The organism is Mucilaginibacter sp. SG538B, from assembly GCF_013376065.1.
GTDB lineage: Bacteria > Bacteroidota > Bacteroidia > Sphingobacteriales > Sphingobacteriaceae > Mucilaginibacter > Mucilaginibacter rubeus.
Map to the genome: position 1 here is coordinate 1 of NZ_JABMJI010000006.1, position 21,702 is coordinate 21,702.

18 protein-coding genes are annotated in these 21,702 nt (G+C 42.9%); 3 read left to right on the forward strand and 15 right to left on the reverse strand.

Features of this window, described 5'->3' with window-relative positions; genetic code table 11:
• Window positions 1–203 precede the first annotated feature (203 nt).
• The 14 genes from FHW88_RS25655 to FHW88_RS25725 form a co-directional block, all read right to left on the reverse strand.
• On the reverse strand, window positions 204–653 hold the full coding sequence (locus FHW88_RS25655; protein ID WP_091175216.1) for a MarR family winged helix-turn-helix transcriptional regulator: 450 nt from the start codon (window positions 651–653) through the stop codon (window positions 204–206).
• A 57-nt stretch (window positions 654–710) separates the two neighbouring features.
• Window positions 711–887 carry a DUF5522 domain-containing protein gene (locus FHW88_RS25660; protein ID WP_176628502.1) on the reverse strand — a complete coding sequence of 59 codons (177 nt, stop codon included), beginning with the start codon at window positions 885–887 and terminating at the stop codon, window positions 711–713.
• Window positions 887–1,825, reverse strand: coding sequence for an MBL fold metallo-hydrolase (locus tag FHW88_RS25665; protein WP_176628503.1), 939 nt, complete (start codon window positions 1,823–1,825; stop codon window positions 887–889). Before FHW88_RS25665 ends, FHW88_RS25660 begins: the two co-directional genes overlap by 1 nt.
• Window positions 1,825–2,421 carry a dephospho-CoA kinase gene (gene coaE, locus FHW88_RS25670; protein ID WP_176628504.1) on the reverse strand — a complete coding sequence of 199 codons (597 nt, stop codon included), beginning with the start codon at window positions 2,419–2,421 and terminating at the stop codon, window positions 1,825–1,827. The genes FHW88_RS25665 and coaE overlap by 1 nt, the downstream gene beginning before the upstream one ends.
• Complete coding sequence (locus tag FHW88_RS25675; RefSeq protein ID WP_176628505.1) at window positions 2,421–3,371, reverse strand: YbbR-like domain-containing protein; 951 nt, start codon at window positions 3,369–3,371, stop codon at window positions 2,421–2,423. The genes coaE and FHW88_RS25675 overlap by 1 nt, the downstream gene beginning before the upstream one ends.
• A gap of 163 nt (window positions 3,372–3,534) precedes the next feature.
• Entirely contained in the window at window positions 3,535–3,864 is a 330-nt protein-coding gene (yajC, locus tag FHW88_RS25680) for a preprotein translocase subunit YajC (protein ID WP_090528049.1), read from the reverse strand.
• Window positions 3,865–3,880: 16 nt separating this feature from the next.
• Window positions 3,881–4,321 (reverse strand): DUF1573 domain-containing protein, encoded by a 441-nt coding sequence (locus FHW88_RS25685; protein WP_176628506.1) that lies wholly within the window; start codon window positions 4,319–4,321, stop codon window positions 3,881–3,883.
• 8 nt (window positions 4,322–4,329) lie between these two features.
• Entirely contained in the window at window positions 4,330–5,277 is a 948-nt protein-coding gene (gene nusB, locus FHW88_RS25690) for a transcription antitermination factor NusB (RefSeq protein ID WP_176628507.1), read from the reverse strand.
• Window positions 5,278–5,334: 57 nt separating this feature from the next.
• Complete coding sequence (locus tag FHW88_RS25695) at window positions 5,335–6,420, reverse strand: Glu/Leu/Phe/Val family dehydrogenase (protein WP_091175201.1); 1,086 nt, start codon at window positions 6,418–6,420, stop codon at window positions 5,335–5,337.
• Window positions 6,421–6,688: 268 nt separating this feature from the next.
• Window positions 6,689–8,368 carry a S8 family serine peptidase gene (locus FHW88_RS25700; protein ID WP_218117303.1) on the reverse strand — a complete coding sequence of 560 codons (1,680 nt, stop codon included), beginning with the start codon at window positions 8,366–8,368 and terminating at the stop codon, window positions 6,689–6,691.
• 213 nt (window positions 8,369–8,581) lie between these two features.
• A complete protein-coding gene (locus FHW88_RS25710; protein ID WP_176628508.1) occupies window positions 8,582–10,054 on the reverse strand; it encodes a SusD/RagB family nutrient-binding outer membrane lipoprotein in 1,473 nt (490 codons plus the stop codon).
• Window positions 10,055–10,075: 21 nt separating this feature from the next.
• Window positions 10,076–13,507 (reverse strand): SusC/RagA family TonB-linked outer membrane protein, encoded by a 3,432-nt coding sequence (locus tag FHW88_RS25715; RefSeq protein WP_176628509.1) that lies wholly within the window; start codon window positions 13,505–13,507, stop codon window positions 10,076–10,078.
• A gap of 278 nt (window positions 13,508–13,785) precedes the next feature.
• Window positions 13,786–14,970, reverse strand: a complete 1,185-nt coding sequence (locus FHW88_RS25720) for a FecR family protein (RefSeq protein ID WP_176628510.1) — start codon at window positions 14,968–14,970, stop codon at window positions 13,786–13,788.
• A gap of 89 nt (window positions 14,971–15,059) precedes the next feature.
• Window positions 15,060–15,662: an RNA polymerase sigma-70 factor gene (locus FHW88_RS25725; protein WP_176628511.1), complete on the reverse strand. Its 603-nt coding sequence runs from the start codon at window positions 15,660–15,662 to the stop codon at window positions 15,060–15,062.
• A gap of 680 nt (window positions 15,663–16,342) precedes the next feature.
• On the opposite strand from FHW88_RS25725, the gene FHW88_RS25730 reads away from it, so the two are divergent.
• Both FHW88_RS25730 and FHW88_RS25735 read left to right on the forward strand, forming a co-directional pair.
• Window positions 16,343–18,130, forward strand: a complete 1,788-nt coding sequence (locus tag FHW88_RS25730) for an ABC transporter ATP-binding protein (protein ID WP_176628512.1) — start codon at window positions 16,343–16,345, stop codon at window positions 18,128–18,130.
• 381 nt (window positions 18,131–18,511) lie between these two features.
• On the forward strand, window positions 18,512–18,844 hold the full coding sequence (locus FHW88_RS25735; protein ID WP_090528014.1) for a DUF3276 family protein: 333 nt from the start codon (window positions 18,512–18,514) through the stop codon (window positions 18,842–18,844).
• 93 nt (window positions 18,845–18,937) lie between these two features.
• Here the strand turns inward: FHW88_RS25735 and mgtE are convergent, their stop codons facing one another.
• Entirely contained in the window at window positions 18,938–20,308 is a 1,371-nt protein-coding gene (gene mgtE / locus FHW88_RS25740) for a magnesium transporter (protein ID WP_176628513.1), read from the reverse strand.
• Window positions 20,309–20,526: 218 nt separating this feature from the next.
• Here mgtE and ychF point away from each other — a divergent pair, with 218 nt between their 5' ends.
• Window positions 20,527–21,630, forward strand: coding sequence for a redox-regulated ATPase YchF (gene ychF, locus FHW88_RS25745; RefSeq protein ID WP_090528008.1), 1,104 nt, complete (start codon window positions 20,527–20,529; stop codon window positions 21,628–21,630).
• Window positions 21,631–21,702: the final 72 nt, after the last annotated feature.

Consider the following 21,702-nt stretch of genomic DNA (forward strand, 5'->3'; position numbering starts at 1 on the left):
CTCTTCTTTAACTGTTTCATGCATACGATCTTATACACCTTGCTGTGAGATATATGGCGCATAAGATTTCTCTTTCGCTCGGGCGCTCATTCCTTCCGGTGCTCTGTCGAAATGACATTTTTTTGATTACTACAATCAAGGCAATAAACCTTTCGCCTTTAACCTTTTCCCTTTCGTCTCAAATCAATCACCCTGGCAAAAAACTATCCCCGCATTTTGTCCAATAAATCGCTTAGGGTTGCGGCTTCATCTTCGGTGAGGTTATTGCTCAGGATCTCTTTTGTTTTAAACTCGGCGTCCATTTTTGAAAGTGTTGCAAGGCCTTCTTCGCTAATGCGGATATCTACGGCGCGCCTGTCTTTATTATTGGTGCAGCGTGATACCAGTCCTTTTTGAACAAGGCGGTCAACAATGCGCGATGCATCCGACATTTTATCGATCATCCTTTCCTTCAATAAATTTATAGTAGCCGGTTTGGGGTATTGGCCGCGCAGGATCCGCAGGATATTGAACTGCTGCTGGGTAATATTATGTTTTTCAAAATGACAACGAAAATAGTTAGCCAGCCAACCTTGCGTGTATGCCACGTTAATGGCCACTTTGTGGTAGTTGTCTTCAAAATTGGTACTTTGTATTTCGTCTTCTATTCGCATAGTAATAGTAATGAATGGGATGCAAATATGTTTAATTATTTTTAATTTAACATTGATTTATTTAACGCTATCGCTTGATTCAGTGTCATTTCCAAACAATTTTACCTTGCCATAACCCCAGGGGCAATGCAGGCACTTGTTTTTACAGCAATAGCCCCGCTTTAAATGGTAGGCTTCGGTAAAAACGAAATTGCCGTCTTCGTTGATATAATAATCAATGCCTTCCTGCAACATCAGTTCAGAATTTTTACAAAGATATCATCTTTAAAGTAAGCTTTCAGATGTTCGCCCTTACCGTGAAGTGTCCACACCTGTTTGGGTTTGGTGTTGGCGATGGTTTGCAGGATATCGTTCCAGTCCACATGGTCGGATATAAAAAGGGTATCCTGGTTATTAACCTGCAGGTTTTTCCATCCCGAAGCAAAGAGGCGTTTCACACCTGTAGCGCGGATATAACTGTCGAAAGTAAATGGCGGCACAATGTAAACAAACTCATCCTGCACCTTCATCAGCTTGCGCCCGTAAATCTGGTATTTGCCGGGAGGGAAGCCCATCTTTTCATAAATAGCATTGATGGGCATTATTTTATGATGTACCAGGATCTTTTTTTGCGGCGCATGTTCGGTAATGAGGTTGATCAGCCGCTGACTTTTACCGAGCGCGTACGCACCAAGTAAAATATTGCTTTTAATATCGTTGATCTTACGGATCTCGCTCACCGGATCCGGGTGAATAACAGCCGGATTGGCGAAGGTGCTTTCGGTGATCAGCACATCGGTTGTCACCCATTCAATAGGTTCGCAGGTGGCATCGGGCTGTAGCTTGTAGTCGCCGGTGTATAAATACCTTGCGCCTTCATACTCCATCAGTATTTGTGCCGAACCAAGCATATGCCCTGCCGGGATTAGTATTACCGTAACCCTGCCTACTTCAAATGGCTGGTTAAAGGCAGCTATGTTAAAAACTTTGGCGGCGGTACGGTCATACCGCAGCTGCATAATGCTTGCTGTGGCGCGGGTGCAGTAAACGTTGTTGTTACCACTTATGGCATGATCGGCATGGGCATGGGATATTACAGCCGTTTTTACCGGCTGTTGGGGGTCTATATAAAAGTCGCCGTATTTGCAGTACAGCCCTTTTTCGTCAAAAGAAACAAAATCGTCAAGTATCATTAATGCTGAGCGAGCGATAAATACAGTTCATGCAGGGCTATTACCTGTGGTATAACCAATTGTTTACCATCGTTAATAATTACATCATTGGCCAGTTTCAGTTTTTCCTCCTGCGATAGCTGGCGGGCCTCGCGGCTTTCAACGTCGGCCCGGCTAATGCCGTCGCGTTCCATAACACGGGCAATGCGGGTTTCAAGCGGAGCGGTGATCATGATGGCCCTGTCGCACATTTTGTATGAGCCGCTTTCAAATAAAATGGCCGCTTCGCGAATTACATAAAGAGCATCCTTGTGCAGTTGGTCAAAACTATCAAAAGCCCTGAACACGGCAGGATGTACCAGGGCGTTAAGCTTTTCAAGTTCGGCTTTATTGTTAAAAACTATCCCCGATATATACTTGCGGTTCAGGCTGCCATCATCAAAATAGGCCTGCCGACCAAATGTTTGTTTAATACCTTCAATAAGAAGCCGGTCGGTAACCATTACTTTTTTGGCTTCGTCATCGGCATAAAAAACAGGGATGCCAAGCAATTCAAATACCTGGGCTACGGTAGTTTTGCCGCTGCCTATGTTACCGGTTAAACCTATTTTAAGCATTATTTTTTTATGTAGAAGTCAATATTGGCAGGGGCAATCTTTACTATTTTACAAAAGGGGGGCATATGGATAAGTTTTACCGGCAGGGCCGTATAACCCTTATCGCGCCAAAGATTAAGATCGGCAACAGCCTCAAACAGGTCTTCATCAATATCAGCATACCGGCTTAACGACGTAGTAAAAGTTACTTTAATTTTTTGCGGAAATACTTTTACGGTGTAATAGTTGTTGTTATTGATCAACTTCACGGGGATCTCCAGCGTTTTTTCGGTAAATTCATCAACAGGAATGATGGCCTGTACCGAGCGCGGATAAACATTCAGGTTGCCTTCATTGCTGGGCTTTAAGTTAACCCGGGTATTAATGGTTTCATTAACATTACTGAATTTAAGCGAGTCTGTTTTCCACGAGGTGATTTGCTTCAGGCGTTCAATAGGGCCGCTCACGGTAACATAAGCAGGCCTCACCGTTATGTTACCCGATACGGCAAATTGCTTTTGATAGCTAACGCCCATGGTAAGCTGAACGGGGACCTTTTTGATAAGGCGGTTACTGAAATCAAAATAAAGCGTATCCGGGTCAATAGATGAAACGCGGTTAGCCGGATCTTTCCCCATATTCATCTGCTTAAGCTGCGTGCTGTCGATAACCACATAATTGCGGGTTTCGAGCGAGCGGAGGTCAACAGTTAGTGGCTTATTATCACTGTTGAGCCTGGAGAACAGCATTTGCCAGCCGGTACCCTGTATGGTAGCATCAACAGTATCGGGCTGCAGCGAATGAAAAGCCCGCCTTTGCGGAGCGTTTTTAAAAGTTAAAACTTTTTTTACCTTATACGGAAGCGGATCAGAAAGGGTAGTAAAAATCCAGGCAATGATAGCCAGCGACAAACAGGTAAAAAATACCGAGAGCCGCCTGCGTTCTGTTGCCGATAATTTTACTATTGCCATCTTTTAGGTTAAAGGCGAAAGGTTAAAGGTGAAAGGTCAAGCACTTTCATGCATTCCTTTTCCTTTAACCTTTCGTCATTGTTTATTTTATCTGAGTAAAAGTTTTCTGGTTTCGCGTTAAGGCTTCTACCTTTCGCCTTTAACCTTTATCCTTTCGCCTCAATTACGCTTTCTTTTCAACCACCGGTGTATTCAATGCTTTTGATGCATCAAGCGATATGGCCGATTTATCAAAGCGGATCTTGCCGTTTTCAACCTCAACCAAAAATGTGGTTTCGTTTAAATCAACGATACGGCCGTGGATACCGGCTGTAGTTATAACCCTGTCGCCTTTTTTAAGTTCTTCAACGTATTTTTTTTGGTCTTTTTGCTTTTTAACCTGCGGGCGGATCATAAAGAAGTAAAACACCACGATGATCAGTACCATTGGTACTAATGAACCGTAGCTGCCTAAGCCGCCGCTTGAAGCCTGTAATAAAATAGTAGCTATCATTTGTTTAAATTAATTGTTATTTTTTTAAAACCTCGCCAATTAAATGTACCATGGTTTCGGCGGGCTGGGTGTTTGCTGTAACGGTGATTTGTTTATCCTGTAAACCGCTTTTACCGGCGCTGTTAAAAGTAACACTGATCACGCCGCTTTCGCCGGGTTTAACTGGTGCTTTTGGCCAGGTAGGGGTAGTACAGCCACAGGTAGCACGAGCGTCGGTAATAATTAATGGCGATTTACCGGTATTGGTAAACTTGAAATCGTACGATACTTTGTCGCCTTCTTTGATCTTGCCGAAATCGTGGCTTTCCTTTTCAAATTTAGCTACCGGCGCGTTAGCCGCGGTTGCGGCGCTATCGGCATTAGCTTTTGAAGCGTTATCGGCTGTGCTGCCGTTGCTGCTGTTGCAGGCCGATAATAACATGCCCGCTGCTACTAAGCTTAAAAATAGTTTTTTCATTTTTAATATTATTCTATTAAGCCGCGGCCTATCTTTTTGATTTTGTTTTCGGCTTTAAGCTCTATTAAAATCTTGTCCAAGATACCGTTTATAAATGAATTACTCTTAGGCGTGCTAAACTCTTTTGATATTTCAAGATACTCGTTTATAGTAACCTTAACCGGGATAGAATTGAAGTTAATAAACTCGGTTATAGCCATTTTCATTAACAGGGTATCCATCATGGCAATACGCTCGGGCTCCCAGTTTTGGGTTTTGGCGGCTATCAGCTCATGGTAGGCTTCATTGTACCTGATGCTTTGCTGAAACAGGTTTACCACAAACTCACGGTCCTCAACCCAGTTGCCGGTAATTTCGGCAAGCTGGTTAAGCTTGTAATCATCGTGCGAAAAGTTTTTGAACGTTTTGGCGATAAGCGCCTGGAGCACGTCTTTATCAACAGGCCAAAAAATAAACCTGTCTTCAAAAACCTGCTCGGCTAATGACGATTTAAGGATAACCTTTTTGAAAATGAATTTGATGATATCCTTGTCCGTTTGCAGCGTATCGCCTGTTTTGGCAAGATATTCGGCATACTCAGGCGAGTTTTTAAGGATAATAAAAAGGGATTTTGCAAGTTCGGGCTCAAAGGTCCAGTCAACTTTGTACTTTTTCCAGGCTGTAATGTATTCCTTATTATCGTTCAGGCTCAGGATAAACCTGTTAGTGAGTATTTTAAGGTTAGCATTTAAGTCATCGGCGGTAGGGAGGTGTTTGTTGGCGCGTTCCTGCGCGTCATTCGCGGCAAAACTTACTACTTCATTAATTAATGATAGCATCCAGATATACATTTCGTAAACCTGGTCAATGCTGCTTAGCATGTTTTTCTCGAATAGCTTAACATCTTTCGTGTCTGATTGATGATACGCATACAGTGCCTGTAATACCTTTACCCGGAGGTGCCTTCTGTTTAACATTTTTGTAAGAACGATTTGGTTTGCTTATGCAAACGGTTTATATAAAAATTAATTGTTTTAATAGGATGATTTTACTTTTCTGATGTCTTCAATGCGTTTTTCGGCTATTTTATTGGCCGCGCTAATGGTTGGAATGTTTTCGGCCTTTGACAGCTTTAACACATTGCGCGTAGCCTCATAAATATTTTCTGTAAGCTGTAAGGTACGCTTTTTATTGAAATTCATCAACTCCGAGTAACCGGTAATAATACCACCCGCGTTGATCACATAATCGGGCGCAAACAGCACACCTTTATCAAGCAGCATTTGCCCGTGCACACTCTCGTCAAGCAGTTGGTTATTGGCCGAACCTGCTATAATGCCGCATTTTAATTTGGCAATGGTTTGATCATTTACGGTACCGCCCATAGCGCAGGGGGCGTAAATATCCGCATCGATATCAAAAATATTATTGTTTGATACCGGCTGCGCGCCATATTTTTTAGAGATCTGACTTACGCGTTCCTCATTAATATCGCTGGCGTAAACTTTTACATTTTCGTCTCTAAGCAGGCGTACCAGGTTTTCGCCCACATGGCCAATACCCTGTACAATAACCGATTTGCCTGTTAAGCTGTCGCTGCCATACATTTCCCTTACGCAAGCCTTAATGCCCATCAAAACGCCCAGCGCTGTTATTGGCGAAGGGTCGCCGCTGCCGCCAATGTTTTCAGGAGCGCCGGTAACATGGTTGGTTTCCATTTTAATGTACTCCATATCCCGCGGGCTGGTGCCTACGTCTTCGGCAGCGATAAATTCGCCGTTAAGGTTTTTAATGAACCGGCCAAATTTACGCAGTAAAGCTTCGTTCTTGTCCTGGCGCGAATCGCCGATGATCACCGAATAGCCGCCGCCAAGGTTAAGGCCGGCTATCGCTGCCTTGTAGGTCATGCTTTTTGCTAATCGCAATACATCATTAAGGGCATCACCTTCGGTTTTATAGGCCCACATACGCACGCCGCCAAAAGCAGGGCCAAGCGTTGTATTATGGATTGCGATAATAGCTTTCAGATGGGTATCAGGATCGGTACAAAAAACAACTTTCTTATGCCCGAAAGCGTCAAGCTGGTTAAATATGGATTCCGGTGGATGTTGTTCAGGCATTAGTACTATAAGTAAATGTCTTTAAGCGCACAAAAGTAGAGGTTTTTTTTAATACTGACAAAGATATTAAGTTGCAGTATGTATGAAAACGCTATTAAATATGTATCAACAACCTTTAGTTCGATATTAAAGGCTTGATGATTATAATTGGATTATGAAAACAAATTTGATTTTGAGGAATTTTCGGGTTTAAATTTCTGGCTTATTATAAATGAGCGCATTACCGCAAAGTATGGCCTTGCAGTAACGGACATATATCATATTCATATTATTTAGCATCAGATATAGTTTTAGCAAGATCCATAGCTTTTTGCATATCAGCAAGGCCATAACCGTAAGGCATAACCGGGTTATTATATTTGTTAGCTGATTTTCTGAGCACCACAAGCAGATCTCTATTAGTTAGTTTGGGATAAGCCTGCCATAAACAGGCAGCCAGGCCGCACATAATAGGGCTGGAATAGGATGTGCCCATTCGTTCTTCCGACCCCCCCATCGGGTTAATCACACCGGCTCCTATGCCCACCGCTACAATATCGGGTTTAACACGGCCATCAACCGTTATTCCAAACGACGAGATAGGGACAATAATACCTTTATAGTTAACTGCACCTACCGTTAGCACATCAGGCGAATCGGCAGGAGTACCTACCCATTGCTGTTCGTTACCTGCACAGCATACAATAAAAATGCCTTTGTTAAACGCAACATTAGCTGCCCTGGTAGCCATTGCTGTTTTTCCGTCCATATCCTCAAATTTATAACGGGCCTCGGTCAGGTAATAACCATTTGTATAAGTAAGCGACGAATTAACGATATCTACCCCAACGCTATCGGCGTACTCAATGGCGTTAACCCAATAATCTTCTTCAATAGGGTATTCTGTCAATGCATCCTCAGTATGGAATAACCAGTAATTTGCCTCGGGCGCGGTGCCCACATAGGTTCCAGGTTTGTTAACCGCCATGCATGATGTAACCCATATACCATGGTTATCAATGGCGTATGGATCCGGACTTTCATAAACAAATGATTTTGCGCCCTTGATGCTGACGTTGTTAAAAGCCGGGTTAGTTTTCAGGTTGATAAAGCCTTCGTCAATAACGGCAATATCAATCCCGGCGCCTTTAAAGCCCTTGTTGTGCAGGGCCTGCCCATTGGATGTGCTGATATTTGCTGTTGCCGCGCCATAATCAAGCGGCGCATTGGCGGTTTGGTTTGAACCGGGCTGCGGTATGTCGGTGTATTTAGCTGGTGTTGTGCTAAGTCTTGGTCCTTCCCATACCAATACCACATCTTTTACAAACGGTAATGCTTTGTATTTATCTACCAAAAACTCGTCGGATGTATTTACGCTAACTGTATTAAGCCATTTACTTTTCGCTACTATCACACCGCCTATCTGTTTTATCGCTTTAATATAATCGGGGGATATAGGCAGATCTGTTTCATCAATCGGGATATTGCGTTTCCGGCGGCGCGCAATTGCCCGCGCCGATAAAAATTCGGAGGGTTTACTTATTGAATAAGCAGATGTGCCTTTGTCTTTAAGTATGAGCCTGTATTTGTAATCATTATTATCGGTAACGGTTACTTTGCATTTTGCCGAAGCTTTTCCATCTGCAAGCGTTGCAACAATATTGGTTTGCCCCGCAGCTAAGCACGAAACCAGGCCATCGGCAGTAACTGTTGCTATTCTCGTGTTCTCGGAGCTCCAGGTAATTTGTGCAGCCCCGGAACCATTGCTAACCGTAGCTAATAAGCGATAAGAATAAGCCGGATTTTTAACTATGTTTAACGATGATGGATTAATAGTTATTGTGGTAACTGCCTTCGGGGGATTGTCAGTCTTTTTACATCCGGTTGAAAAAAAGCATATTATAACAAAGTATATGGGTAGGGTAAAAAGTTTGGAAGTCATCAGGAATGAGAGCGGTGTTTTGATCAAAGGTTAAAGGTTTGATGATAAATTATTAAAGCAGATCATTGCTATCTGCTTTTTTTAACGCCGCAAAGATATCGTTATCGCCGGGAATACCAAAGTGCTGTTTTGGCTTGGTTATGAGGTTTAATATGAATAGTGTTGCCATCCTGCCAAAAACAAAAAAAGCCGCCCCGGTAAACACCGGAGGCGGCCTCTGCTAACCCAATTAATGCTGAATTATTTATCCCACCAAACGCGGGCTTTAGCATTAAAATTATTAGTGCCGCCGTAATTGGCTAAAGCCGCGGTTACGTTGGCATTATTTAAATTAAACTCTGATTGAGGATAAGGTATTTTGCGCGGGATAACACCGCTTGTACCTGGGGTTGGGGTTAACACAGGGTATCCGGTGCGCCTCCAGTTGGCCCACACCTCATCGGCATCAAAAACAAAACCAGCCACCCAAAATTCGGTGTTTATTTTAGCTATTTGTGCTTCTGATGTTGCCGGCAACGGGTTTTTTGCCAGGTATGCGCTTATCTGGGCATCGGTAATAACCGGATTGCCCGATAATTTTGATAACGACTGCATGTGCGCCCTGATACCTGCCTGGTAATGATCATTGGCGCTGCCGGTAATATAGCCGCGCACAATAGCTTCTGCTGTTAAAAACTCAACCTCTGCATAGGCAAAATCAAAAAACGGGGTATCTTTTTGACCAAACGCGTCGTAATTAACGCGGGTATTTGGTGCCGGGTCGCTCGCTTTAACGCTGTAGCCATTAAATTGAGTAGTATCAACCGGGGTGGCTTTTGTGCCGCCATTAGCAATAAATGTGTTGTAAACACCGCCATATATAAATAAACGCGGATCACCTGCAACCTTCATTTCGGTTACGAGGGTTTTATGCAGGAAGAAATCATTCTGCCCGTCGTTAAGGGTAAAGTTAAACCCGTTGGGGGCGGCGGCATTGTGTAATAAAACGGGCATATCGGCATTACTGCTCATTACACCATCGGCAATCGCTTCTTTGGCTAAAGTTGATGCCTGGGTTGGATCAACCTTAATTAAACGCATGCCTATCCTTAGCAGCATGGATGAAGCCAGCTTTTTCCACTGCGCTGCATTGCCACCATAAAACTGGTCGCCGCTTACTTTCTGATTTGCGTTATTTGTTAAAATTGTAATAGACTCCCTAAGCTCCTTCACAAAATCGGTATAGATCTGTTGCTGCGGATCATACGCAGGAGTGAATACTTTATCGCTTAAAGCTTTACCAGCCTGGCTGTAAGGGATGTCGCCATAATAATCAGTTAATTTTTGATAAACAAATACCCTCCATATCCTGGCGGCAGCATAAGTTGACTGCAAATCAGTACGGGCTTTTAATACTGGTACTACGTACTCAAGATCATTTAGCGCCGGCCGGTAAAAGTTGTTCCAGTAACGTTGCGATACATCATCAGTTGCAACATAAGCGTTGCCTGGCCAGTCATTCGCATAACCGTACTGCATAAAAGCGTGGCAATAAGCCGTACGCGGAAACATATCCACAGTTGATGTATTAACCATCGCGTCAGAAAGCAAAGCTCCCGGATCAATAGTAGTTATGGCATCGGGGTTTAAGTTGTATTTCGGAAAGTTTTTTGTGCAACCCGAAAGCGCAGCTGTTACAACAAAGAATAATATGCTTTTTAATGAGTTTTTCATGATTTTCTCCTTTCTGTATAATTAAAAGGTAACATTTAAATTAAAGCCAAAAGTGCGGCTGGTTGGCAGCGCGCCGCTGTCATAACCATATCCCTGGGCAATACTGTCTGATGCTTCAGGATCAAAAGTTGGCAGGTTTTTCTTAATATAGAAAAGGTTACGGGCAATAAGTGAAAGGGTAACCGAGCGGATATGGCTACCGTTCAACAGGCTTTGGGGCAGCGAATAGCCCAGGGAAATTTGCCTGAATTTGACAAAAGTGCGGCTAAACACATGTGCCTCATCAGCGCTTTTATCGGCATTACCGCCATCATTATATTGGATATAAGGACTAAACGGCAGGGTGTTTTTTTGGTATACAGGTGCCGATGCAGTACCGGTGTTGATAACGCCGTTTGGTATATAGTTACCGTCGCGGCCAACAAGTGAGGCTTGTGAATTACCGAAATAGTTGGTCCACCGGGCACCTGCTTCATAAATTTGGCCGCCAAACTGGCCGTCGATAAGGAAGCTGAACGAAAAGTTTTTATAGTTGAAGGTGTTGGTGATACCGCCAGCCCAATTTGGGTTTGGTGAGCCAAGATAACTTTCATTATTGTTAACATCTTTGATAACGGCGTCATTTGGCTGTGAGGCATCAGATGTGCCATATCTCGAATTTACCGGTATATATACATCCTGGCCCTGGGCATTCTTTAAAAATGTAGTGCCGAAAATAGAACCCAGCGGGTAGCCTACTTTTGATTTAATGTTGTAATAATGCGAGATACCATTAGCCCCGATGGCAGGGTCGAGCGCGGTTACCATGTTTTTGTTTCTGGCTGCATTAAAGCCAACGTTCCAGGTAAAGTTTTGAGATTTAACAGGGCTGCCGCTAATAGCTAATTCTACACCGCGGTTATACATGGAACCAGCGTTAAAGTACAATGAATTATAAGTGGTTGCATTACTGATTGTTGATTGCAGTAAAAAGTTATCAGACTTTTTGTAGTAGTAAGCAAAATCAACCGATAACCTGTTTTGGAAAAATTTAAGTTCGGTACCGAGTTCTGTTTCTGTTGTAGTTTCAGGTTTTAAACTTGGCGGCGGTACGGTTGCACCGGTAATTTCAGCATTGGTAATGCCATTTACAGGCGGTTTAAGCGTAAAGGTGAGGTCGGTAAGCTGCGGGGTGGGGTTACTGCCCGTTTGGCCTATAGATGCCCTTATTTTACCAAATGATAACACTGACTGATCTAATTTCAACGCATCGGTAAATACAAAGCTTAAGTTAGCCGATGGGTAAAATAAGTTTGGTTTAAAATTAGGGCGGGTAGATGCAAGTGCCGAATACCAGTCATTACGGCCGGTTAGTTCCAGAAACAGGTATTCTTTATAGCCAAATTGCACATCGGCAAAAACCGAATTGGTTTTATACCTCGGCGTATGCGATTCTGTAGGCGGGTGCACATTGCTTGCATTGCTAAAGTTTAACAGGTTAGGGTCGGCCAGTCCTTCAGCATACAGGTCTAATGAATATTGTTGTGAATTTTGTAATTCGGCACCGGCAAAGGCATTCACCGTAAGATCTGAAAATTTATGATCGTATGATAACATCGCCCTAACATCAGATTTTTGCTGCTCAATGGTAGTAGTACGGTAAACGCCGTTGGTATTAATTACGTTATTTGGGCGTACCACAAATAAGGCGGGTGTGTTTATATAGTCGTAACCGGCAACTAAATTGGCATGCAGGTGGCTTGTAATATCATAAGTGATATTGCCCGATGACAGGATGCGGTTTTGCGTTTGGTTGTTTGTTACCTGTTCTATCTGCACATAAGAGTTGGCGTTATAAGTTGACAGGTATTTGCCGTCAGGGGTTTTATCATCCAGCAAAGTGATATCTGTCGAGCTTGCAATACGCGGATAAGCAAGGCCAAATGAACCGCGGCCATCCCCGCGTAAAAGCGGCGCGTTCTTGCGTAGGGTTCTTGAAAGGTCTATCTTAAAATCGGTATGTAACCTGCTGCCATAATCCTGGGTGGCACGTATTACGGCGTTATAGCGCTCGTATTTTTCGCCGGGGGTAGGCAGGTTGTCTTGTGTTTGCGATAACGAAACCCTGTATGAGCCGTTTTCGGTACCTTTTGTAAAGGCCAGGCTGTTGGTAGTAGTTACACCGGTTTTAAAAAAGCGATCGAAGTTTTTTGCTGCCGATTGAGACACATAGGGTTTTGTTTTTCCGTCGATATCTATAAATGGCCTGCCATCCAGCTTACCACCCCATGACCATCCCGGCGCATCGCCGGAATTATCCGCAAGCTGCCCATAAAATATAGGGTCGCTATAATCGGCGGCGGTATACGGGCGGCCCAGGTAGCCACGGCCATACTGGGTTTGCAAATCATCATAAGGCACCATTTTTTCAAGCACCGTATTGCTGTTAAAGCTGATACCGAGGCCCTGGCCTTTTTTGCCTTTTTTGGTGGTGATTAAAATAACACCAGCTTGCGCGCCACCTCCATAAAGGGCTGCAGCCGACGCTCCTTTTAAAACGCTGATACTTTCAATATCATCGGGGTTGATAGACGATAAACCATCACCCGGGTCAGACCCGCCATAAACTTTGCCGCCATCGTCGCTGTTTTCGCGGGTGCTGCTGTTGATAGGCACGCCGTCAACAACATATAATGGCTGGTTTGATCCCGAAAATGACGAGTTTCCCCGCAGTATAACCCTTGATGAGCCGCCCGGGCCGTTTGGCGGGCTTTGCACTACTAACCCCGCCACTTTACCTTCCAGCGCGTTTATAAAAGTAGGCTCGCGGGTTAACGATACCTCTTCGCCGCCAACCTGGCTTATGGAGTAACCTAATTGTTTTTCGGCTTTTTTGATGCCCAGAGCTGTTACTACAACTTCGCTTAATTTGCCTGATTCACTAAGGCTAACTGTTAAAAACGTATTGTTGGCAACCGCGACTTCTTTTGGTGTGAAGCCAACAAAGCTTACAATTAAAATGCTTTTATCATCAGGTACGTTAATGCTAAAGGCGCCATTTGCATCGGCAGTTACGCCAAGTGTTGTGCCCTTAAGCTTTATGCTTGCGCCGGGTAAAGGTGCACCTTTTTCATCAACTACCTTGCCTTTAATATTAAGTGGCACAACGCTGGTTACGGCATTGTCCTTTTCCTGCAAAAAAACGGTGTTGTTTACAATTTTGTAAGTTAAGGGCAGGTTTTTTAAGCAAGCGTTTAAAGCTTCGTCAACCGAAGCATCTTTTACTTTTATGGTAATGTTTTTATTACGCACATCTTTGGTATCGTAAAAAAACAGGTACCCATTTTGCTTATTGATTTCCTTTAGCACCTGTTTTAAAGGTACGTTTGTAACGTCGAGGTTAATCTTTTGACTAAACGCGCTCGCGCTGCATTGCATAAAGGCTATGACCATAAATAGGGTAGTCAATTTCATAACCAATAGAATTTTTTTGGGCAGCCACGGCTTATAAATGGCTGTTGAAAAAGCATTTAATTTCATACTTTTGGAAAGTTTGGGTTAATACATGGTTAGGGACACTAAGCTTGTTTTTCCGGTTTACCGGAAGGGTTAACTCAAATATTTACCGTACCCTGATGCCAGTCGGGGTGCGGTTATTTAAAATAACCTTGGTTTTGGGGGAGTACCGCCTAAGGGGTTTTTTGTATGTTTTTTTTCATCCGGTTGGGTTTAGTTAGTAGTTTAATATTTGTTTAAGGCCTTACGGTAATTGTTTTTCCTTCAATTGTGTAATGGATCTTTTTGAAACGCATAGCATCCAATATTTGTGAAGCATTAACGTTCATCGATATTTCGCCGGAGAACGTGCGTTCTTTTATTTTTCCTTCATATTTTACGTCCACATCATACCAGCGGCTAATTTGTTTCATAACTGATTCAATGCCGGCATCATTAAAATGGAAAACGCCATTTTTCCAGGCTAACGCCTCGTCCATATCTGCCTGGGTAATATTTACATCTCCATTTTTTAAGTGCGATTGTTCGCCGGGTTTAAGCAGGTAGTTTTTATTGCCCGCTTTTATCCTTACGCTGCCTTGAAGCAGGGTTGTTTTAATTTCATTTTCGTCGGCATAGGCATTAATGTTAAAATGCGTACCTAATACCTCAACAGTTTGCCCATCGCTCTCAACCCGGAACGGTTTGGTTTTATCATGCGCTACTTCAAAATATGCCTCGCCGGTAATTTGTACTTTGCGCTCGTTTCCGTTAAATACAACAGGAAATTTGATGGATGACGCGGCGTTAAGCCACACATTAGTGCCGTCGGCCAGTATCAGGTGGTATTGCCCGCCGCGCGGGGTGCTCATTGTATTATAAGCAACAGCGGCAGGCTGTGCAGCTATCGAATTATTTTTATTGTAGGCAACCACTCCGTTGCTTAGTTTTTTAATTGTGGTGTTGCCCTGGCTGGCTATATTGCCATTGCCGGCACTGTTTAAAACAACCTTGCTGCCATTGGCTAATGTGAGGATGGCTTTGTTGCCGCCCGGAGCAATTTCATGGTTCTTTTTTATAATTGCCACAGTTTGTTGCGGCAAACGGTTTAAATAAACAGGTATACCGATGGCCATGCATAAAATAATGGCGGCCGCTGCTGCCAGTAACCAGTTAGGGAGTCTAAAGTGTTTAACAACAGTTGGCTGCAGCCTGGCTTTAACGTGGGCCAAAGCATGTTCGGTATTAAATGAGCGGTATTCGGCATAGCGGTTTTCGAGTTCGTTTTCGTTAAGGATCGTATCAAATAAAGCGCTGTTTTCATGGCTGGCTTCAACCCATGAAAATAACTCGGCATGTTCTGCCCCGCTTAAATTGCCATTTAAATACTTGCTGATGAGATCAGAAATCCTTAATCGGCTGTCTGTTTTTGAATTATCCATGCGTCTATAACCGGTATTTGATGATAGAACAGGGAAGGGTGGGGTTTTATCTAAAGGAAATTGAAATAAATTTTATGTTTTATTAACGCCTACTTTACATGGTCCATAATACCGGGTAATATCAGGAGCATTCCGAGTGCAAGTCCTTCGTCAGACAGGCGGTTTTTTAACAAACTGAGGCCACGCATTTTTTGGTTGTTTACCGTACTTATGGTAATGCCGAGTTCGCAGGCAATTTCTTTGGCTTTTTTACCATCTTCAAAAGTCATCCGGATAATTTTGCGGCACTGCTCGGGCAAAGTATCCACTGCTGCAAAAACCTGCCTTAATACTTCGGCGTGTATAATGTTATTTAAAATGGTAGCCTCCTCTATATCGGTATTTACAAGGGTTTGCCGGTGGGCTATCTTAACGCTGTTTTTTTCAAGATAATTGAAACAGGTGTTCTTTACGCCCACATATAAGTAAGATCTGATAGCATCCGCAGTGCAGGGCATGTTCTCTTTTTGCCAAAATTTAACAAAAACATCCTGTACCAGGTCTTGCGCGTCAACGGTGTCATGAATAATGCGGGAGGCGAAAAAGCACAATGGCCGGTAAAATTTTTCAAAAATCTGATCGAACGCGGCTATATCTTTGCCCTTAAGTAAGGTAAGTAGCTCATGTTCTGTCAAATCGACCCGGTTGTTCATATAAATAACGAATATAAGTATTATTTAACATTAACATCATCATGCTGCCCATAGTTACAGGAAAATCACTGTAAAAATGATGAGACCTGTTTTACTAAATCTCATCTGAAAAATTTCTACACGAATGCTTTTCAAACGATCCACAATTAATCGAATTACACGAATCTTAAATCAATTGGAAATTCGTGAAATTCGATTAATAAGTGAAAATTAGTGTGAGAATTTTTCATTTATGACTTCTCGATGTGCATGTGGTTAAAAGCGATTTCCCTGCTGATAGTTGCAGGAAAATTGCCTTTTGTATATGGATACATAATATTGATAATACTGACAGGATCCTGTCAGTGTTCAATTTTTAAAAAACAGGTGTTCAGCGTTTTATTTTGTAATTTCATAACTGTCTGATTATTAGTACATGTGTGTTCATTTTAAGTTTTAACGCACTTTGGCTTATTTGTAATGTATTGATTATCAATGGTGTTTATTTTAGAGAAATATGCAAGTGTTCACACTTTTAAAAATTGAACACTACCAGGATTGTTACGAGTGTATCAATGTAACATTCTTACATCCTCCCGACTTTTCCATCCAATCACTCTCCTCAAATTTTAATACTTTTGATTATTATGTCAGGGCTTTCCGACTTTCGGACATTCCCGACTTCCGGACTATAATAATAAATGAAAGACCTCGCATACCTTAATAAGTTTTTTTACAAATACCGCTGGCGGCTTATCCCGGGTGTGTTGTTTGTAATTATATCCAATGTTTTTGGTGTGTTGCCGGCACAGGTTATCCGCGTAGCTTTTGACCTGGTTACCGAAAACATAGGGGCCTACCAGCTTTTTTCGGGTTTCGACAGGCAGAGTTTTATTTATGATATTTTCGGTACCAGCTTATTCCTGTTTGGTACACTGGTATTGGTGCTGGCCTTGCTGCGGGGCCTGTTCCTGTTTTTTATGAGGCAAACCATCATCCTCATGTCGCGCCATATCGAGTACGATTTAAAAAACGAGATCTACAACCACTACCAGGAACTGTCGCTCGCCTTTTATCGCCGCCACAACACCGGAGATTTAATGAACCGGGTAACCGAGGATGTTAGCCGTGTGCGCATGTACCTTGGGCCGGGTATTATGTACTCCATCAATACCGTAGTATTGTTTGTTATGGTAATATATGCCATGCTCACAGTAAACGTACAACTGGCCATTTTTTCGGTATTGCCATTGCCTATTTTGGCTGGTGTTATTTACTATGTAAACAATATTATCAATCACCGCAGCGAGATGATCCAGGAGCGCCTGTCTGGTTTATCCAGCTTTGTGCAGGAAAACTTTTCGGGTATCAGGGTGATCAAATCGTACGTGCGCGAAGGCTTTGTGCGCGAAAACTTTGCCAAGGAGAGCGAAGACTATAAAGTGCACTCCATGGAACTGGCTAAAGTACAGGCCCTGTTTTTCCCCATTATGTTGTTACTGGTAGGGCTGAGTAACGTAATAACCATGTATGTTGGCGGGGTAGAAGTAATAAAAGGTAACATTACTCCCGGTAATATCGCCGAGTTTATTGTGTACCTCAATATGCTGTCGTTCCCGGTTATTTCGCTGGGTTGGGTAACCTCACTAGTGCAACGCGCCGCCGCCTCGCAAAAACGCATTAATGAATTTTTGCATGAAAAGCCGGAGATCATTTCACCGGTTGCAGACAACCACCACGTTGAGGGATTGATTAAGTTTGATGATGTATCATTCATTTATCCCGATACCGGAATCCAGGCTTTAAAGAATGTTTCCTTTACGGTTGAGCCGGGACAGATGCTGGCAATTATAGGTCGTACGGGCTCAGGTAAATCAACCATTGCCAACCTGGTAATGCGTATGTATGATACTACAGGGGGGGAGATCACCATTGACGGTCGGCCGATAAAATCACTTGGCCTCGAAAACTATCGCTCGCAGATAGGTTTTGTACCGCAGGAGGTTTTCCTGTTTTCGGATACCATAGCCAATAACATTGCTTTTAGTGCCGATGTACTGGATATGCCGGTTGTTGAGCAGGCTGCCAAAGATGCCGCGGTGTACAATAATATTATTGAGCTGGAAGAAGGTTTTACAACCCTTATAGGCGAACGCGGCGTTACCTTATCGGGCGGGCAAAAACAGCGTGTATCCATTGCACGGGCCATATTTAAGCACCCGCAGGTTTTGATCTTTGACGATTGTCTTTCGGCAGTTGATACCCGCACGGAAGAGGAGATTCTGAATAACCTTGGCCGGGTAATGCAGGATAAAACAAGCATCATTATAGCCCATCGCATTTCCACCATAAAAAATGCGGACAAGATCCTGGTAATGGATAACGGCCAAATTGTTGAGCAGGGTAACCATGCGTACCTCATGCAGCTTAAAGGCACCTACTTTGAGCTTTACGAAAAACAATTACTGGAAGAAGAGGAAAACGCATAACGAATGGGCTCAAGTGAGCATGCCCGCAACCTCCGCACAACACTTGCGCCGGTGGGAGATGAATTTGTGTGTGCCTTGTCCTGAAATAGGTTTACCTGTCACGTCCCAAAAAGGTTTACAGTTTATAAAATAATTTTTGTTATACATTTACCCCGCATTGTAACAGGTGGCCCAAGTTAGCCTCCGCACAGCCAAACCCGCAAAACTTGCGCCAGTGAAGACTTATGTGCGTTCTCTTTTCACAACTCACCTGTAATCGGTCATCCACACAAAAAAATGACGCTTTTGTTTCAAAAAACTCAATAATAACGAATAAAATACTTGCACTTTGAAAATTTATTTATATTTATGCCAACCAAAACTAATTACAGGTAAATATATATGGGAGATTTTGACAATAGAGAGCGTGAAGAGGTTTATTCAAAGAAGGTGAGAGCCGGGAAGCGGACCTATTTTTTTGATGTAAAAGCAACCCGTTCAAACGATTATTATGTTACTATTACTGAAAGCAAAAAGCGTTTGGAAGATGGGGTGTTTGTAAAACACAAGATCTTTTTATATAAAGAAGACTTTGAAAAATTTGCCGAAGGTTTGAAAGATACCATCGACTACATCAAATCAAACCAGGAGGTAGTTGAAAAACGCTATGAGTACAGCGAAAACCCTGAAATTGCCAGGGCATCTGCCGATGAAGATTTTTCGTTTGAGATCTAATTATTACAGAACAATACTAAACTAAAATAATTAAAGCCCTGCTTCTTATTCAGAAACAGGGCTTTTTTCGTGTGTTATATTTGAAAACGAGGATTACAATAATATACCCCGCATAAATATTACGGCTATAGTAAAGTAAATGATCAACCCGGTAACATCTACCAGGGTGGCTACAAACGGAGCTGACGAGGTAGCAGGGTCGGCGCCAAGTTTTTTAAGCAAAAGTGGCAGCATCGAACCTGATAATGATCCCCATAAAACAATACCGATAAGGGACGCGCCTACGGTAAAGCCTACCAGCATCCAGTGCGGGCCGTAAATATTGCTGAACATGCTCCAGGCCGCTATGCGTAAAAAGCCTATTAAACCTAAACAAACACCAAGCATTAAACCCGAAAGAATTTCCCTGCGCATAACCCGCCACCAGTCGGCAACGGTAACTTCACCAAGGGCCATGGCCTGGATAATGAGGGTTGAAGCCTGCGAACCACTGTTACCACCGCTCGAAATAATTAATGGAATAAAATAAGCCAGTACAACTACTTTGGAGATCTCATCGCCAAAATAACCCATAGCGGTAGCGGTAAGCATCTCTCCTAAAAATAAAATGATGAGCCAGCCTACGCGTTTTTTTACAAGTTTAAAAAGGTTGATATCAAGATATGGTTCATCCAGCGCTTCCGTACCACCTATTTTTTGGATATCTTCGGTATATTCTTCGTTAGCTATCCAAAGGATGTCGTCAACTGTTACAATGCCAAGCAATACGTCATTATTATCAACAACAGGTAGGGCGGTGCGGTTATTCATCCTGAAAACGTTGATTGCTTCTTCCTGCGGATCACTGGCACTAAGCGAAATCAAACGACCATCCATTAGCTCACTCACCTTGGTTTCGGGCTTTACCAATAAGATCTCACGGATCCGGATGTCATCAAGTAAAACACCGTGCTCATCAATTACATAAATAACATCGATGGTCTCTGAGTTTTTACCATACCGGCGAATGTGCGAAAGCACACGGCTTACGTCCCAGGTGCGTTTAACGGCAATATAGTCGGGTGTCATTAAGCGGCCAACGCTTTCTTCTTCGTAACCTAAAAGTTTTAAAGCCTCCTCGCGGTTTTCGCGTGAAAGTTTTTGGATAAGTTTTTGAACGGCGTCACCATGCAATTCGCTGAAAAGTGACGTACGGTCGTCAGGAGGGAGTTCGTTGATCAGATCTTCAAGCTTTTGACCCGAAAGTTTTTTGATGATCCGCTCTTGCACAGGGAATTCAAGGATGCGGAACACGTTAACCGCGCGGTTAAGCGAAAGGGTTTCGATGAATTTTGGGCCATGTTCAGGAAGTTCACCAATCAGTTCTTCAACATCCGATATGTTAAGGTTGTTCAAATATTCCTGTAATTGGGTATCGTCTTGTTTTTCCAGCAACAATTCTATTTGCTCAACCATTTCTTCCATATATAGGCCCTCCTCTTTTACATCGGTGTATTAATATTTAGCTTCTTTTTTCCGAGCGCAAAAGTCGTTTATTTTTTCAAATTATAAGGCAAAATTTTCTGTTATCTTTGCGCTTTTTAAAGTGAGTGGTTTATTAGGTTAAATGGTTGAGTAGTTTACCGAAATCAAAACTTAATCAACCCAATCAACCATTCACCCAATCAACTAAAAACACAAAAATGGGTTTACAATGTGGTATAGTAGGTTTGCCGAATGTGGGCAAATCGACACTTTTTAATTGCTTATCAAACGCTAAGGCACAAGCGGCTAACTTTCCGTTTTGTACTATTGAGCCAAACGTGGGTGTAATTACAGTGCCGGACGAGCGCTTAACAAAGCTTACCGAAATAGTACAGCCAAAATCAATTGTACCAAACGTTATAGAGATAGTTGATATTGCCGGCCTGGTTAAAGGGGCCAGCAAAGGCGAAGGTTTAGGTAACCAGTTTTTGGCCAATATTCGCGCTACCAATGCTATCATCCACGTATTACGTTGCTTTGATAACGATAATGTGATCCATGTTGATGGCTCGGTTGACCCAATCCGCGATAAAGAGATCATTGATACTGAACTGCAGCTAAAGGACCTTGAATCTATAGAGAAAAAGATTCAGAAGGTTGAAAAGATGGCTAAAACCGGCGGCGACAAAGAGGCTAAAAAAACCTTCGATGTTTTAACCGTTTATAAAAATCACCTGCTGGAAGGTAAGTCGGCCCGTACTGCACCTGTTGAGGAAGAAGATAAAGAATATGTAGCCGACCTTTGGCTGCTTACCGCCAAACCGGTATTATATGTTTGTAATGTTGATGAAGGCTCGGTAAGTACCGGTAATGCTTATGTTGAAAAAGTAAAAGCAGCCGTTAAAGATGAAAATGCCGAAGTGCTGATCATTTCAGCTCAGATTGAATCTGAAATTTCACAACTGGAAACCTATGAAGAGCGCCAGATGTTTTTGGATGATCTGGGTCTTGCCGAATCAGGTGTTAACAAACTGATTAAAGCGGCATACAGGCTATTAAACCTGGCTACCTACTTTACTGCCGGTGTGCAGGAAGTTCGTGCCTGGACTATTACTCAGGGTTTCACCGCGCCACAGGCGGCGGGTGTGATCCATACCGATTTTGAAAAAGGCTTTATCCGTGCCGAAGTAATTAAATACGAAGATTTTGTGAAATTCAACGGCTCTGAAGCTGTCATCAAAGAGAACGGCAAGCTGGGCGTTGAAGGTAAAACCTATATTGTGCAGGACGGAGATATTATGCACTTCAGGTTTAACGTTTAGGGAATAGACCCAAGACGGCAAGAGTCAGGAATTAAGAATTTAGAGTCAAGACAATAAGATACAAGAGCCAGG

Coding starts and splice junctions, on each gene's coding strand:
- FHW88_RS25655 (WP_091175216.1), bottom strand. CDS start 653: ATGCGAATAGAAGACGAAATACAAAGTACCAATTTTGAAGACAACTAC.
- FHW88_RS25660 (WP_176628502.1), bottom strand. CDS start 887: ATGTTGCAGGAAGGCATTGATTATTATATCAACGAAGACGGCAATTTC.
- FHW88_RS25665 (WP_176628503.1), bottom strand. CDS start 1,825: ATGATACTTGACGATTTTGTTTCTTTTGACGAAAAAGGGCTGTACTGC.
- coaE (WP_176628504.1), bottom strand. CDS start 2,421: ATGCTTAAAATAGGTTTAACCGGTAACATAGGCAGCGGCAAAACTACC.
- FHW88_RS25675 (WP_176628505.1), bottom strand. CDS start 3,371: ATGGCAATAGTAAAATTATCGGCAACAGAACGCAGGCGGCTCTCGGTA.
- yajC (WP_090528049.1), bottom strand. CDS start 3,864: ATGATAGCTACTATTTTATTACAGGCTTCAAGCGGCGGCTTAGGCAGC.
- FHW88_RS25685 (WP_176628506.1), bottom strand. CDS start 4,321: ATGAAAAAACTATTTTTAAGCTTAGTAGCAGCGGGCATGTTATTATCG.
- nusB (WP_176628507.1), bottom strand. CDS start 5,277: ATGTTAAACAGAAGGCACCTCCGGGTAAAGGTATTACAGGCACTGTAT.
- FHW88_RS25695 (WP_091175201.1), bottom strand. CDS start 6,420: ATGCCTGAACAACATCCACCGGAATCCATATTTAACCAGCTTGACGCT.
- FHW88_RS25710 (WP_176628508.1), bottom strand. CDS start 10,054: ATGAAAAACTCATTAAAAAGCATATTATTCTTTGTTGTAACAGCTGCG.
- FHW88_RS25715 (WP_176628509.1), bottom strand. CDS start 13,507: ATGAAATTGACTACCCTATTTATGGTCATAGCCTTTATGCAATGCAGC.
- FHW88_RS25720 (WP_176628510.1), bottom strand. CDS start 14,970: ATGGATAATTCAAAAACAGACAGCCGATTAAGGATTTCTGATCTCATC.
- FHW88_RS25725 (WP_176628511.1), bottom strand. CDS start 15,662: ATGAACAACCGGGTCGATTTGACAGAACATGAGCTACTTACCTTACTT.
- FHW88_RS25730 (WP_176628512.1), top strand. CDS start 16,343: ATGAAAGACCTCGCATACCTTAATAAGTTTTTTTACAAATACCGCTGG.
- FHW88_RS25735 (WP_090528014.1), top strand. CDS start 18,512: ATGGGAGATTTTGACAATAGAGAGCGTGAAGAGGTTTATTCAAAGAAG.
- mgtE (WP_176628513.1), bottom strand. CDS start 20,308: ATGGAAGAAATGGTTGAGCAAATAGAATTGTTGCTGGAAAAACAAGAC.
- ychF (WP_090528008.1), top strand. CDS start 20,527: ATGGGTTTACAATGTGGTATAGTAGGTTTGCCGAATGTGGGCAAATCG.